16 protein-coding genes are annotated in these 13,127 nt (G+C 74.6%); 5 read left to right on the forward strand and 11 right to left on the reverse strand.

Features of this window, described 5'->3' with window-relative positions; all coding sequences use genetic code 11:
• Nucleotides 1-126: 126 nt before the first annotated feature.
• A complete protein-coding gene (locus IEY96_RS07205; RefSeq protein WP_189193996.1) occupies nucleotides 127-759 on the forward strand; it encodes a type II toxin-antitoxin system PemK/MazF family toxin in 633 nt (210 codons plus the stop codon).
• 116 nt (nucleotides 760-875) lie between these two features.
• Here the strand turns inward: IEY96_RS07205 and IEY96_RS07210 are convergent, their stop codons facing one another.
• The 7 genes from IEY96_RS07210 to IEY96_RS07240 form a co-directional block, all read right to left on the reverse strand.
• Nucleotides 876-1,889: an ADP-ribosylglycohydrolase family protein gene (locus tag IEY96_RS07210; protein ID WP_189193997.1), complete on the reverse strand. Its 1,014-nt coding sequence runs from the start codon at nucleotides 1,887-1,889 to the stop codon at nucleotides 876-878.
• Nucleotides 1,890-1,921: 32 nt separating this feature from the next.
• Nucleotides 1,922-2,290 (reverse strand): VOC family protein, encoded by a 369-nt coding sequence (locus IEY96_RS07215; protein ID WP_189193998.1) that lies wholly within the window; start codon nucleotides 2,288-2,290, stop codon nucleotides 1,922-1,924.
• Nucleotides 2,291-2,326: 36 nt separating this feature from the next.
• Nucleotides 2,327-3,328: a methionine synthase gene (locus tag IEY96_RS07220; protein ID WP_189193999.1), complete on the reverse strand. Its 1,002-nt coding sequence runs from the start codon at nucleotides 3,326-3,328 to the stop codon at nucleotides 2,327-2,329.
• 37 nt (nucleotides 3,329-3,365) lie between these two features.
• Nucleotides 3,366-4,439, reverse strand: a complete 1,074-nt coding sequence (gene mnmA / locus IEY96_RS07225; RefSeq protein ID WP_189194000.1) for a tRNA 2-thiouridine(34) synthase MnmA — start codon at nucleotides 4,437-4,439, stop codon at nucleotides 3,366-3,368.
• A gap of 37 nt (nucleotides 4,440-4,476) precedes the next feature.
• Entirely contained in the window at nucleotides 4,477-5,652 is a 1,176-nt protein-coding gene (locus tag IEY96_RS07230) for a cysteine desulfurase family protein (protein ID WP_189194001.1), read from the reverse strand.
• A 212-nt stretch (nucleotides 5,653-5,864) separates the two neighbouring features.
• Nucleotides 5,865-6,536, reverse strand: coding sequence for a class F sortase (locus tag IEY96_RS07235; protein WP_189194002.1), 672 nt, complete (start codon nucleotides 6,534-6,536; stop codon nucleotides 5,865-5,867).
• Complete coding sequence (locus tag IEY96_RS07240) at nucleotides 6,533-7,363, reverse strand: DUF4397 domain-containing protein (protein WP_189194003.1); 831 nt, start codon at nucleotides 7,361-7,363, stop codon at nucleotides 6,533-6,535. Before IEY96_RS07240 ends, IEY96_RS07235 begins: the two co-directional genes overlap by 4 nt.
• A gap of 240 nt (nucleotides 7,364-7,603) precedes the next feature.
• Between IEY96_RS07240 and IEY96_RS07245 the strand changes: the two genes are divergently transcribed.
• Nucleotides 7,604-8,209 carry an RNA polymerase sigma factor gene (locus IEY96_RS07245; protein ID WP_189194004.1) on the forward strand — a complete coding sequence of 202 codons (606 nt, stop codon included), beginning with the start codon at nucleotides 7,604-7,606 and terminating at the stop codon, nucleotides 8,207-8,209.
• Entirely contained in the window at nucleotides 8,163-8,918 is a 756-nt protein-coding gene (locus IEY96_RS07250) for an anti-sigma factor (protein ID WP_189194005.1), read from the forward strand. The genes IEY96_RS07245 and IEY96_RS07250 overlap by 47 nt, the downstream gene beginning before the upstream one ends.
• 120 nt (nucleotides 8,919-9,038) lie before the next feature.
• Here IEY96_RS07250 and IEY96_RS07255 read toward each other — a convergent pair whose 3' ends face one another.
• From IEY96_RS07255 to IEY96_RS07270, 4 genes are all read right to left on the reverse strand, one after another.
• The gene (locus IEY96_RS07255; RefSeq protein ID WP_189194006.1) at nucleotides 9,039-9,998 is read right to left on the reverse strand and encodes an electron transfer flavoprotein subunit alpha/FixB family protein; all 960 of its coding nucleotides are present in this window, start codon (nucleotides 9,996-9,998) and stop codon (nucleotides 9,039-9,041) included.
• Nucleotides 9,999-10,009: 11 nt separating this feature from the next.
• The gene (locus IEY96_RS07260; RefSeq protein WP_189194007.1) at nucleotides 10,010-10,789 is read right to left on the reverse strand and encodes an electron transfer flavoprotein subunit beta/FixA family protein; all 780 of its coding nucleotides are present in this window, start codon (nucleotides 10,787-10,789) and stop codon (nucleotides 10,010-10,012) included.
• 380 nt (nucleotides 10,790-11,169) lie between these two features.
• A complete protein-coding gene (locus IEY96_RS07265) occupies nucleotides 11,170-11,574 on the reverse strand; it encodes a hypothetical protein (protein WP_189194008.1) in 405 nt (134 codons plus the stop codon).
• A 2-nt stretch (nucleotides 11,575-11,576) separates the two neighbouring features.
• Entirely contained in the window at nucleotides 11,577-12,374 is a 798-nt protein-coding gene (locus IEY96_RS07270; protein ID WP_189194009.1) for a GNAT family N-acetyltransferase, read from the reverse strand.
• Nucleotides 12,375-12,415: 41 nt separating this feature from the next.
• Between IEY96_RS07270 and IEY96_RS07275 the strand changes: the two genes are divergently transcribed.
• Nucleotides 12,416-12,802, forward strand: coding sequence for a YidH family protein (locus tag IEY96_RS07275; RefSeq protein ID WP_189194010.1), 387 nt, complete (start codon nucleotides 12,416-12,418; stop codon nucleotides 12,800-12,802).
• Complete coding sequence (locus IEY96_RS07280) at nucleotides 12,799-13,107, forward strand: DUF202 domain-containing protein (protein ID WP_189194011.1); 309 nt, start codon at nucleotides 12,799-12,801, stop codon at nucleotides 13,105-13,107. Before IEY96_RS07275 ends, IEY96_RS07280 begins: the two co-directional genes overlap by 4 nt.
• The last annotated feature ends 20 nt before the right edge of the window (nucleotides 13,108-13,127 follow it).

A 13,127-nucleotide genomic window follows, 5' to 3' on the forward strand; every position in this document is an offset into this window, starting at 1 on the left:
TCCACCCCGCCAACTTCATGATCAACTAGACGGCCGGGGGGTTGTGGTGCCGGGCGGCGGGGTGGTTGGCGTGCGAGGATCGCCGGGCGGTGGTGGGTCGGCACGGGCGGGAAGGGCGGGGTACGCATGCGGGACGGGCTGCTCTGGGCGGCGGTGATCGTGGGCTGTGTCGCGGCCGGCTGGCTGTGGGGCGAGTGGCGGCGCCGGGCCGCGAACCGGTCGGCGGAGGCGGGGCGCCGGGCCGGGGGGCCGGGCGCGGTGGACGGCAGGTCCCGTCGTGGCTCCCGCTCCGGAACAGGCGCGCGCAGCGGGGCACGTCCGGGGCGCGGCGGCACCCGTCCCGGCGGTGGGCCGGACGGCGGCCGCCCGGGCGGCGAACCGGGGCGCGGGCGTACCGGCGCGGCGCCGCGGCCGCGGGACGCCGGGCGGGGTCCGGCGACGGCGCCCCGGCCCGGGGAGATCTGGTGGGCCGACGTGCCCTACGCCGACGGGACCGGCTCGAAGGTGCGCCCCTGCCTCGTGCTGCGGGCCGGCGGCCGGGACGCCGACGTCCTGAAGATCACCAGTCAGGACAAGTCGGACCGGGACGACCACGTGCCGATCCCGACCCGGAGCTGGGACCCGAACGCCGACCACGACAGCTTCCTGGACATCAGCGACCCCATCCCGCTCCCCGTCGCCGCCTTCGAGGACCGTGCCGGCCCCTGCGACCCCGACCTCTGGCAGGCCGTCCGCCGCCTCCCCCACCTGACGGCCTGACCCCACCCGACCCTCGCCCCCACCCCCCGCCCGACCGGATCGATCATGATGTTGTCGGCCCGCTCTCCGGCGTGTCGCGACGGCAACTTCATGATCAACCGGGGGGCCGCGGGCGGTTAGTCCAGCGGGGCGGTCAGGGTGTGCAGCTGGTCGGCGTATTCGATGCGGGTGGACCAGGCGGGCGGCCAGGCCGACATGCCGTGGGCGGCGCCGACGAAGGCGCCGGCCAGGGCGGCGATCGAGTCCGAGTCGCCGGCCGTGGTGGCGCCCCGGGCCAGCGCGCCGACCGGGTCGTCGGCGTGCCGCAGGGCGCAGAGCAGCGCGGTGGCCAGCGCCTCCTCCGCGATCCAGCCCTCGCCGGTGAGCCGGCACGGGTCGCCGCCGTCGTCGGGGCGGGCCAGCGCCGCGTCGAGCCGGCCGAGTACGCGCAGGCACTCGTCCCAGCCCCGGGCGATGAACTCCTCCGGCGTGCGCTCGCCCGCGCGCTGCCACAGGTCGCCGAGCCAGTCGCCCCGGTAGACCGTGCGCTGGGCGTGGGCCCGGTCGGTGAGCAGCCCGGGCAGCTCGGGCAGCGCGGCGCCGTCGCGCAGCAGCCGGACCGCGTACGCGGTCAGCTCGCTGGCCGCCAGACCGGTCGGGTGGCCGTGGGTCAGGCCGGCCTGGAGCTGGGCCAACCCGGCGAGGGTGTCGAGGTCGACGTCGAGCAGCCCGACCGGGGTGACCCGCATGTTCGCCCCGCAGCCCTTCGAGCCGACCACCGTCGCGTCCTGCCAGCGGGTGCCCCGGTCCAGCTCGGCACAGGCACGCAGGCAGGTCATCCCGGGCGCGCGGTTGTTGTCCGGGCTGACCGACCAGTCGATGAACCGCCGCCGCAGCAACGGCTCCACCGCCTCCGCCGTCCAGGCCGGCGCGTCGTGCAGCGCCCAGGCCACCGCGAGCGCCATCTGGGTGTCGTCGGTGACCAGCGCGGGGTCGCCGGTCAGCTCGCGCGGGCCGGCCGGACCGTAGCGGCGGACGATCTCGGCGACCGTGAGGAACTCGGTGGGCTTGCCCAGGGCGTCGCCGTAGGCGAGGCCGAAGAAGGAACCGGAGGCGCGGCGCGGGGCGGAGTCGATCACGGTGGCGATCATGCCCCGCCCGCGCAAGCCGCGCCCGGGGCGGATCAGTCCCAGCAGAGGCAGAACGGGTGCCCGGCCGGGTCGGCGTAGACCCGGAAGCCCTCGCCCTCGCCGGGCAGCCGCCGCGCGCCGAGGGCCAGCGCCGCCTTCTCCGCGGCCTCGATGTCGTCGACCGTCACGTCGAGGTGGAACTGCTGCGGCCGCTCCGGGTCGGGCCAGGCCGGGGCGCGCAGGTCGAGCGCCTTCTGGAAGGCGACACGCGGCTGGTGGCCCGGCGGGCCGCCGAGCACCACCCAGTCGTCACCGTCGGAGTTGTCCTCGATCAGCGGGAGGCCGAGCAGCTCCGCGTAGAAGCCGGCCAGCGCGCGCGGATCGGGGCAGTCGATCACCACGGAACGCAGCTGTCCAATCATGCCGGTCATCCTGCCCCCGGTGTACGACGGGAAACCTCACTCCTCGGCGAGCCGGCGGCCGGCGTCCCGGCAGGCGGCGAGGACCGTCCGCACGTACGCCGGGGTGGCCCCGGCCAGGCCGCAGGCGGGGGTGACCACCACCTGCTCTGCGAGCTGGCGGCGGGGGAAGCCGAGCTGGTCCCAGACGCGGCGTACCCGGTCGGCGACCTGGGCCGAGGTCGGCGCGCGACCGGCCGGCGGCAGCGCGGGCGCGGCGCCGGCCAGCAGCCCGAGCCCGGCGTCGATCGCCTCGCCGAGCGGGTCCAGCTCGGTGACCAGGTCGAGGTCGAGCGCGACGCCGGTGGCCCCGGCGGTGCGGATCAGCTCCAGCGGCACGTCCGGCGCGCAGCAGTGCACCACGGTGGGTACGCCGGCCGCCTCGATCACGCCGCGCAGCAGCGCGCGGGCCACCTCGGACCCGACCGCCCGGTGGGTGCCGAAGCCGCTCTCGGTGGGCACCCGGCCGGCCAGCACCGTGGGCAGCGACGGCTCGTCGAGCTGGAGCAGCACGGTGGCGCGGGGCAGCCGCCGGGCGACCGCCGCCACGTGCCCGCGCAGCCCCTCGCCGAGGGACCCGGCCAGGTCCCGGACCGCGCCGGGATCGCGCAGCAGCCGGCCGCCGATCGGCAGCTCCAGCGAGGCGGCCAGGGTGAACGGACCGGCGGCCTGGACCTTGACCGGGCCGGCGTACCCCTCGGCCTGCTCGGCGAGCTGGTCGAGGTCGCGTTCCATCAGGTCGCGGGCGCGGCGCAGGTCCTTGCCGGGGCGCGGGGCGATCCGCCAGCGGGCCGCGTACAGCTCGACGGGCAGCTCGACGAGCAGGCCGCCGGTACGGCCGATCAGGTCCGCGCCAGGGCCCCGGGCGGGCAGTTCGGGCAGGTGCGGCAGGTTGGGCAGCTCACCGAGCACGATGCGCTGCGCTTCGGCGATGTCGGTGCCGGGCAACGACCCGATCCCCGTCGCCGTGCCCACTCCCCACGGCCAGGTCGTCTCAGTCACCGCCGCAGCCTATCCACCGGCCAGCGCGCGCCGGGGCTCAGCCGGTGATCGTGGCCGAACCGAGCACGACGTCGCCGGCCGGGTCCGGGCGGTAGGCCACGATCGCCTGGCCGGCGGCCACCCCGCGGACCGGGCGGCGCAGCTCGGCGTGCAGCCCGTCGGCGTCCAGCGACACGGTCGCCGGCACCACGTCGCCGTGCGCCCGCAGCTGCACCTCGCACTCGATCGGCCCGTCGGGACGCGCGCCGCCGGTCCAGACCGGACGGGCGGCCCGCACCTCGGCGACCTCGAGGGCCTCGGCCGGGCCGACCGTGACCGTGTTGGTCTTCGGGGTGATGGAGAGCACGTAGCGGGGCCGGCCGTCGGCGGCGGGCCGGTCCAGGTGCAGGCCGCGCCGCTGACCGACGGTGTACTGGTAGGCGCCGGTGTGGCTGCCGACCACCGCGCCGGTGAGCGCGTCCACCACCTCGCCGGGGGCCTCGCCGAGCCGCTGGGACAGGAAGCCCCGGGTGTCGCCGTCGGCGATGAAGCAGATGTCGTGCGAGTCCGGCTTGTCGGCCACGGCGAGGCCGCGCCGGGCGGCCTCCGCGCGCACCTCGGCCTTGGTCGAGTCGCCGAGCGGGAAGATCGACCGGTCGAGCTGCGCCCGGGTGAGCACCGCGAGGACGTACGACTGGTCCTTGGCCGCGTCGACGCTGCGGCGCAGCAGGCCGTCCGCGCCGAGCCGCGCGTGGTGGCCGGTGACCACCGCGTCGAAGCCCAGGGCCACGGCCCGGTCCAGCACCGCGGCGAACTTGATCTTCTCGTTGCAGCGCAGGCACGGGTTCGGGGTACGGCCCGCCGCGTACTCCGCCACGAAGTCGTCCACCACGTCCTCGTGGAACCGGTCGGCCATGTCCCAGACGTAGAACGGGATGCCGAGCACGTCGGCGGCGCGGCGGGCATCCCGGGAGTCCTCCAGGGTGCAGCAGCCCCGGGCGCCGGTGCGATACGTCTGCGGGTTGCGGGCCAGCGCCAGGTGCACCCCGGTCACGTCGTGCCCGGCCTCCACCGCGCGCGCCGCCGCCACGGCGGAGTCCACCCCGCCCGACATCGCCGCCAGAACCCTCACCAGCCCACTCCCCTCGTCATCACCGAGGGTATCCGGGTCAGCGGGGCGTGCGGAGGGCGGCCGCGCGGCGGGCCCGCTCCACGGCGCCCGGCAGCGCCGCGATGAGGGCGTCGACCTCCGCCTTGGTGCTGGTGTGACCGAGGGTGAAGCGCAGCGACGAGCGGGCCCGGTCGTCGTCGGCGCCCATGGCCAGCAGCACGTGCGAGGGCTGGGCCACCCCGGCCGAGCAGGCCGAGCCGGTCGAGCAGGCGATGCCCTGGGCGTCGAGGAGCAGCAGCAGCGCGTCCCCCTCGCAGCCCGGGAAGGAGAAGTGCGCGTTGCCGGGGAGCCGGTCGGTCGGGTCACCGTTGAAGATCACCTCGGGGACCGCCTGCCGGACCCGCTCGACCAGGTCGTCGCGGAGCGCGGCGACCCGGGCCGCGTACTCCTGCTGGCCCTTCACCGCGGCCTCCACGGCGACCGCGAAGGCCACGATGCCGGCGGTGTCGAGGGTGCCCGAGCGGACGTCGCGCTCCTGGCCGCCGCCGTGCAGCAGCGGGGTGGCGGCGACGTCGCGGGCCAGCAGCAGCGCGCCGACCCCGGTCGGACCGCCGAGCTTGTGGCCGGTGACGGTGAGCGCGGCGACGCCGCTCGCGGCGAAGTCGACCGGCACCTGGCCGACCGCCTGGATCGCGTCGGTGTGGAAGGGCACCCCGTGCTCGGCCGCGACCGCGGCCAGCTCGGCCACCGGCTGCACGGTGCCCACCTCGTTGTTGGCCCACATGGCCGTGACCAGGGCCACCCGGTCACCGTGCGCGGCCAGTTCGGCGCGGAGCCGCTCCGGGTCGAGCCGGCCGGCGGCGTCGACCGGCAACCAGCCGACCTCGGCGCCCTCGTGCCCGGCCAGCCAGTCCACCGCGTCCAGCACGGCGTGGTGCTCGACGGCGCTGGAGACCACCCGGATCCGCTCGGCGCGAGCGGCGCGGCCGGCCCAGAAGATGCCCTTGACGGCGAGGTTGTCGCTCTCCGTGCCACCCCCGGTGAAGATCACCTCGGACGGGCGGGCGCCGAGCACGGCGGCCACCCGCTCGCGGGACTCCTCCACCCGCCGCCGGGCGCGCCGGCCCGCCGCGTGCAGCGACGACGCGTTGCCCACCTCGCGGGCCGTGGCGACGTACGCCTCGAGTGCCTCGTCGAGCATCGGGGTCGTCGCCGCGTGATCCAGGTATGCCATCACCGTTCAGCCTAACGGCCGACGGGCGTGCCGCCGGATGCCGGACCGCCCGTCCCGTACGGGGGTAGGGACGGACGGTCCGGACACTTCACGCGGAGCCGTCCTTCGTTCGCGACTGCGGGGCTCGCAAACCCGGCTCACTCCTCGCGCTCACGCAGAGCCGTCCTTCGTTCGCGACTGCGGGGCTCGCAAACCCGGCTCACTCCTCGCGCTCACGCGGGAACCGCGGTGACGACGATGTTGTCCCGGTAGTGCCGGGTCTTCGCGTCGAACGGGCCGCCGCAGGTGATCAGGGTGAGCCGGGGGCTGCCGTCCCGGGCGAAGTACCGGTCGAGCGGGATCCCCGTCTTCGCGTACTCCTCCCGGGCCACCACCCGGTAGGGGCGCTCCCGGCCGTCGGAGCCGGTGACGGTGAGGGTGTCCCCCCGGTCCAGCTCGCGCAGCCGGAAGAACGCCCCCTTGCCCTGGTCGGCGCTGTCGACGTGGCCGGCGATCACGACCGAGCCGGTCCCGGCCTCCAGGCCCGGGCCGTAGCGGTACCAGCCGACCTGGTCGACGCTGGGCGGCACCTCGAACTCGTCGGTGCGCTGGTTGATGCCGACCGGGTTGACCGTGGCGGCGACCCCGATCGGCGGGATGCGCAGCCGCACCGGCGGGACCGTCGCCCCGGCCGCCGGCAGGGTGCCCGCGTTCACCGGCACCGACGGGTCACCCGAGGCCGTGGTCGTGGGCGTCGGGGCGGGCGTGGTGCTGGCCAGGGCCGCCGCCTCGTCGGCGCCGACGTCCTCGGCGGGTCGGGACCCGCACGCCACCACCCCCGCGACGGTGAGCGCGGCGGCGCCGGCGGCCATCGCCGCCAGCGCCCCGCGGTTGCGCACCGTCACCGGCGACCGGCCCGGGCGGTGGCCACCCGCGCCCCGCCGCCGACCAGGAGCAGCACGCCGGCGCCGGCCAGCACGTACCACCAGGTGTCCACGCCGGTGCCGGCCTGGCCGCCGGTGCCGCTGGGCACGCCGCCCGGAGCCGAGTGCAGCCCGCTGATCGTCTGGGCGACCAGGTCCAGGTTCTTGGCGTCGGCGGAGCCGATCGCGTAGACGATCGTGGCGGTGCCCTCCTTGAGGTTCAGGTCGGCCGGGCCGATGGCCACGGTGTCGGTGCCGGCGAGCACCACGTCGGCCTTGACCGTGCCGGCGGCCACGTCGGCCTTCGCCTCCTTCGGGTTGGTGAGGCCCTCGAAGGCCGGCTTGCCACCGGCCCGCACGTCGACGGCCGGCGCGGCGGCGGTGTGCCGCACGATCAGCCGGGCCTTGCCCGCGTCCACCTTGGACACGTCGTTGGCGAACGGGGTGATCTGCGGCTTGCCGTCGGCGCTCAGGTGGGCGGCGAGGCTGATGTTCGCCCCGCCCGGCACCGCGGCGTCGTCCACCTTGAGGATCGCCTTGTCGACCGCCTCACCGGGCTTGGTCAGGGCGATGTCGTACTTCCCCTCGGGGAGGGTGAGCGGGCCGGCCACGTCGCCGGGCTTGAAGTTGTCCAGCGTCTTCTTGCCGTTGACGTACACGTCGACCGGGGTGTCCGGGATGCCGTGGACCACGGAGACCTTGGACGAGGCGGCGTAGGCCGGGCTCATGGTGGCGGCGCCGACGCCGGCGAACGTCAGGGCGGACACCGCGCCGATCGCGGCGACCCGACGGAACATGGCGAACTGCATTGTCTGCCTCCTGGTGGTTGGTGCTCATTCGTCAGGCCTGGCTTGCAGAACGGGTTACGCCGGCTCCGTCGCGCCCGGATGCGCCCCGGATCCGATTTCTTTTTCCCGCCGGCGGTGCATCCGGACCGGCCCCCGCCGACGAATGGGGAGGTGACGGGGGACCGACGGACACACCGGGAGAGTGGGGCGAGGGCTGTGGGAGTTACAGTTCGGCATGCCCCAAGGAAGGCGAGCCGCCCCGTGACGGTGCCATCGCAGGGCCCCGAGCCGCCGGGCGACGACGACCTCGCGACACGGTTCCGCGACGGCGACGAGGCGGCCCTGCGGGAGGCGTACGACCGGTACGGCCGCGCGGTGCTGCACCTGGCCACCACGACGCTGGTCAACCGGAGCGACGCCGAGGACGTGACCCAGGCGACCTTCGTGGCCGCCTGGCTCGGCCGGGAGACGTTCGACCCGGTGAAGGGTTCACTGGTCGGCTGGCTGCTCGGCATCGGGCGACGCAAGGTGGTCGACCGGATCCGGGCCACGGCCCGGGAGACCCGGGTGGTCGAGACGGTGCGACAGCTGCCCGAGCCGGTGTCGACCGGTCCGGATCCGGACACGGTGGTCGACCGGCTGGTGGTCGCCGACGAGTTGGCCCGGCTCCCCGACGACCAGCGCCGGATGCTGGAGCTGGCGTTCTACGACGACCTGACCCACCAGCAGATCGCGACCGTGACCGGAGTGCCGCTCGGTACGGTCAAGAGCCATATCCGGCGCGGCATGCAGAGCCTGAAACGCAGATGGGAGGTGGACGGTGCAGCACCTGGACCACGACCGGCTGGTCTTTCTGGCGCTCGGTGAGAGCGAGGCGGCGGACCGTGAGGCCACCCATCTCGACACCTGCGGGCACTGCCGCGGCGAGCTGGAGACGCTCCAGCACGTCGCCGGGCTGGGCGCCGGCACCCAGGGGCTGACCGACCTGCCCGATCCGCCGGAGCACGTCTGGCAGGGCATCGTCGCCGAGATCGGCGCCGCCGAGGAGCTGCCCGCGCTGAGCGACCGGCGCCCGCCGCACTCGGGTGAGCCGGCCGGACCGGCCGCCGCGCCGCGCCCGCGCCGCAGCCGCCGCTGGCCCCGCTGGGCCACCACGGCGGTCACCGCCACCGCCGCCGCCGTGATCGGCGTGGTGGGCACCGCCGTGGTGCTGGGCGGGGGTGACGAGCCGGCGCCGCAGCCGACGGTGCTGGCCAGCGCGCCGCTGGCCGCGTTCGGGGCGACGCCGAAGGACGCCTCGGGTGACGCCCGGGTGCTCGGCGGCAACCAGCTCCACCTGCACGTGGCGAATCTCCCGAGCGTTCCGGGGTACTACGAGGTCTGGCTGATCGATCCCAAGACGATGGAGATGTTCTCCTTGGGTACGCTGAGCAAGGCGTCGGGAGACGAGTTGCTGCCGATGCCCCCGAACGTGGACCTCCGGACCTACTCGGTGGTCGACGTCTCCGCCGAACAGTTCGACAACAAGCCCGCCCACTCCGGCGACAGCCTGCTGAGGGGCACCCTGACGGGCTGATCGGCGGGCCGGCTCAGCTCCCCGGCCCGCCGATCAGCTCCCTTCCACCGCACGGAAGGGCCCGCGACACACGCGAGCCGCCGCCCGGATCACCGGACGGCGGCTCGTGTCATGACGGGGTCACTTGCGCTTGCGGATCTCCTCGGCGGCCTGCGGGACGACCTTGAACAGGTCGCCGACCACGCCGAAGTCGGCCAGCTCGAAGATCGGCGCCTCGGCGTCCTTGTTCACCGCGACGATGGTCTTCGAGGTCTGCATGCCGGCCCGGTGCTGGATCGCGCCGGAGATGCCCAGCGCGACGTAGAGCTGCGGGGAGACGGTCTTGCCGGTCTGGCCCACCTGGAACTGGTGCGGGTAGAAGCCGGAGTCGACCGCCGCGCGGGACGCGCCGACCGCGCCGCCGAGCAGGTCGGCCAGCTCCTCGACCAGCTTGAAGTTGTCGGCGTTGCCGACGCCACGACCGCCGGAGACGACGACCGACGCCTCGGTGAGCTCGGGGCGGGAGCCCTTCTGCTCGGCGACCCGCTCGACGACCTTGGCCAGCTTGTCGGCGTCGGAGACCGACACGGTGAGCTGCTCGACGGCCGGGGTGGCCGCGGCCTGGGTCGGGTTGAGCGAGTTGGGCCGGACGGTGACCAGCGGCAGGCCCTTGGTGACCTTGGACTTGACGATGGTGGAGCCGGCGAAGGCGACCTGGGTGGCGGTGCCGTCGGCGGCGAGGGCCACCACGTCGGTCAGGATGCCGTTGTCCAGCTTGACGGCCAGGCGGGCGGCGATCTCCTTGCCCTCCTGGGAGGAGGCGAGCAGCACGGCGGCCGGCTGCACCCGCCGGACCAGCTCGGCCAGCACGGTGGCCTTCGGGGCCACCAGGTAGCCGTCGATCTCCTCGCCCTCGGCGGCGTAGACCTTCTCCGCGCCGTACTCGCCCAGCTTGGCGCTCAGCGCCTCGGCGGCTCCGGCGCCACCGAGCACGACCGCGCTCGGGGTGCCCAGCTCGCGGGCGAGGGTGAGCATCTCCAGGGTGACCTTCTTGACGCCGAATTCCTTGGTGGCTTCGACGACGACGAGAACCTCAGACATGTCCAGACCTCTCACACGAACTTCTCGGTGGCGAGGAACTCGACCAGCTTCACGCCGCCCTCGCCCTCGTCGGTGATCTTCTCGCCGCCGGAGCGCGGCGGGCGCTTGGAGTGCTCGAGCACGGCGCTGGTGGCGCCGTCGAAGCCCACCTCGGCGGGGGCGACGCCCAGGTCACCCAGGGAGAGCGTCTGCACCGGCTTCTTCTTGGCGGCCATGATGCCCTTGAAGGAGGGGTAGCGCGGCTCGTTGATGGTGTCCCAGACGGAGACGACGGCCGGGGTCGAGGCGGTGACCACCTCGTAGCCCTCCTCGGTCTGCCGCTCGACGGTCAGGGTGGCGCCGTCGACGGTGAGCTTGCGCGCGCCGGTCAGGGCGGCCACGCCCAGCCGCTCGGCGATCATGTGCGGCATGACCTGGACCCGGCCGTCGGTCGACTCCGCGCCGCAGATGACCAGGTCGGCGTTGAGCTGCCCCAGGGCGGCGGCGAGCACCTTCGAGGTGGCCACGGCGCAGGACCCGTGCAGCGCGTCGTCCACCACGTGCACGGCCTTGTCCGGCCCCATGGAGAGCGCCTTGCGGATCGACTCGGTCGCCCGGTCCGGACCCATGGTCAGGACGGTGACCTCGCCGCCGTGCGCCTCCTTGATCTTCAGCGCCTCCTCGATGGCGTACTCGTCCATCTCGTTGATGACGTTGTTCGCCGAACCGCGGTCGACGGTGTTGTCGTCAGGACGCAGGTTGCGGTCCGCGCCCGAATCGGGCACCTGCTTGACGAGTACGACGATGTTCATCGCGCTTCGACGACCCTCCTGTTTGGTGTAGCGATCACTCGCCCGGTCACGGGCGCAGCCTCGCGCGTGACTTAACGTTCGGTCAACCGCGCGGGGCTGTGCAGTTGCCCACGGGGCAATGTTACCCGCAAGTAGCATCCGCTCCCCGGAGCCTCAGAGTGACACAGCTCACCGGAGCCCGTCGCGCCGGGTAAGCTCCCGAAACAGGGAGGTGACGGACATGTCGGAAAAGCACGTTTCAACTGAGGCGGCGGGCGGCCCGCGTACCGCCCCCCGGGGCTGCCGCCGGATGCTCGCGGACACCTACCGGTGCGCCTGCGGCCGGGCCCGTGACCGCTGCGTCCGCGCCAGCGTGCGGGCGCTCTGGTCGGCCGAGCCGGTCAGGCGGGCTCGGCCAGCGCCTGCCTGATCCTGTCGATCACCGCCGCCTCCGCGGGCGCGATCCCCCGATGGGCCTGCGCCACCCGGTCGGCGGCGGCCAGCACCACCGACCGGTACGACTGGACGTCCCCCGGCGACTTGGCCCGCAGGATCTCCACGGCCCGGCCCAGCGCCGGCAGCACGATCGCCTCGATCTCCAGCGCCGAGTCCCGCGGCAGCTGCGGCAGCGGGCCGGTGGTGAGGGCCTCCTTGACCACCCCGCTGGCGTCGCCCAGCGCCCCGGACGCGGCGATGCTCTCCCGCACCATGGCCAGCATCCCGGGCACGGCGTTGGAGACCAGGAACACGGCCCCGAACGCTCCGGTCTTGAGGGTGAGCTGCTCGTCCGCCGTCAACCGCTCCATGATCACGGAGTGTAGACGTACGGGGTGGTGGTGGTGACCGCAACGAGCCCGAGCCGCTCCAGGATCGGCCGGCTGTCCGGCGAGCAGTCCACCTGCACCAGCGTCTTGCCGCGCTGCTCGGCCAGCCGCGCCCGGTACGCCACCAGCGCCCGGTAGACGCCCCTGCGCCGCCACTCCGGCAGGGTCGAGCCGCCCCAGAGCGTGGCAAAACCGGTGTTGCGCAGGTAGCGCACCCAACCGGCGCTGACCACGGTGTCGCCCGCCTCGGCCACCACGACCGTGATCGACTGCGGGTCGGCCTCGATCTCCCGGGCCAGCCCGGTCACCAGGTGGCTCCGGTCCTCATCCCAGACCGCCTCCTCCATGGCGGCGATCCGTTCCAGGTCCTCCCGGCTGGTGACCTCGCGCAGGCGTACCCCCTCGGGCGGCATCGGGACGGCGGCGGCCAGGGCCGCGACCGGGCCGACCACGACGGTCTCCAGGTCCTCCGGCACGAAACCGGCGGCGCGCAGCCGATCACCCAGATCGGCCGGTTCGTCGTGCCCGTTGAGCTTCCACTCGACCCCCTCGCCCCGGGCGCGGAAGAACTCGACCTGCCGGGCGATCAGGGCGTCCAGCTCGGCGCCGGACAACCCGTCCAGGGTCCGGTACGTGATGAATCCGCGCTGGTCCAGGCCGAGGATCCGGACCAGTGGGCCGTCCCGGTCGACGGTCACCCCGGCCGGCAGCGGGTCCGGGATCTCCGGGCGGATCTGGGTGTCGTAGGCGTCGCGCAGGCTCCGCGCATCAAGATCGGTCATCCCTTCAGGCTAGGCACCGGGCAAAGCGGATAATCGGCGACGTGTGGGAGACGATCAGGCGCTGGTTCGACCCGCGCGAGCTGCGGTCCGTGGGCAGCACTCCGGACTACCGCTTCTCGCTGGCCAACGAGCGGACCTTCCTGGCCTGGCTGCGCACCGGGCTGGCGCTGATCGCCGGCGGGCTGGCCGCCGCGCAGTTCCTCCCCCCGCTCCCCGTCGCCCACCTGCGGGAGGTGATCGCCGTCGCGTTGCTGCTGCTCGGCGCCACGGTGGCGGTCCGGGCAGTGGACCACTGGGCCCGCACCGAACGGGCCATCCGGCTGGGCGAGGAACTGCCCGCGTCCCGCTTCCCGGCCGTCCTGGCCTTGGTCGTCGCGGTGGGCGCGCTGCTGCTGGTGGTCGCCGTGCTGGCCCGGGGCCGCCGGTGAGCCGGGACCCGGGACTGCAACCGGAACGCACCCGGCTGGCCTGGCGGCGGACCCTGCTCGCGGTCACCGCGATCCTGGTGCTGGAGCTGCGGCTGGCGTTCACCGGCCGCGCGTTCGACGCGCTGCTGGCCGGGCTGGCGGTGATCACCTGGCTGGGCGTCCTCGTGGTCGACTGGCGCCGGGCCACCGGCGCCGGGCCGCGGGGCGCGCAGCGCTGGTCGATCCCGCTGACCGCGCTGGCCGCGGCCGGGCTGGCGCTGCTCGGCGTCCTGCACGTGCTGCGCGGGCTGCGCGGGCTGCGCTGACCGTCCCCGGTGGGCCATGA

The organism is Micromonospora fulviviridis, from assembly GCF_014648395.1.
Taxonomy (GTDB): Bacteria; Actinomycetota; Actinomycetes; order Mycobacteriales; family Micromonosporaceae; genus Micromonospora; species Micromonospora fulviviridis.

Bases quoted from the DNA above. Each gene is read 5' to 3' on its own strand.
- IEY96_RS07205 (WP_189193996.1), top strand. From the start codon at position 127: ATGCGGGACGGGCTGCTCTGGGCGGCGGTGATCGTGGGCTGTGTCGCG.
- IEY96_RS07210 (WP_189193997.1), bottom strand. From the start codon at position 1,889: ATGATCGCCACCGTGATCGACTCCGCCCCGCGCCGCGCCTCCGGTTCC.
- IEY96_RS07215 (WP_189193998.1), bottom strand. From the start codon at position 2,290: ATGATTGGACAGCTGCGTTCCGTGGTGATCGACTGCCCCGATCCGCGC.
- IEY96_RS07230 (WP_189194001.1), bottom strand. From the start codon at position 5,652: ATGGCATACCTGGATCACGCGGCGACGACCCCGATGCTCGACGAGGCA.
- IEY96_RS07240 (WP_189194003.1), bottom strand. From the start codon at position 7,363: ATGCAGTTCGCCATGTTCCGTCGGGTCGCCGCGATCGGCGCGGTGTCC.
- IEY96_RS07255 (WP_189194006.1), bottom strand. From the start codon at position 9,998: ATGTCTGAGGTTCTCGTCGTCGTCGAAGCCACCAAGGAATTCGGCGTC.
- IEY96_RS07260 (WP_189194007.1), bottom strand. From the start codon at position 10,789: ATGAACATCGTCGTACTCGTCAAGCAGGTGCCCGATTCGGGCGCGGAC.
- IEY96_RS07265 (WP_189194008.1), bottom strand. From the start codon at position 11,574: ATGGAGCGGTTGACGGCGGACGAGCAGCTCACCCTCAAGACCGGAGCG.
- IEY96_RS07270 (WP_189194009.1), bottom strand. From the start codon at position 12,374: ATGACCGATCTTGATGCGCGGAGCCTGCGCGACGCCTACGACACCCAG.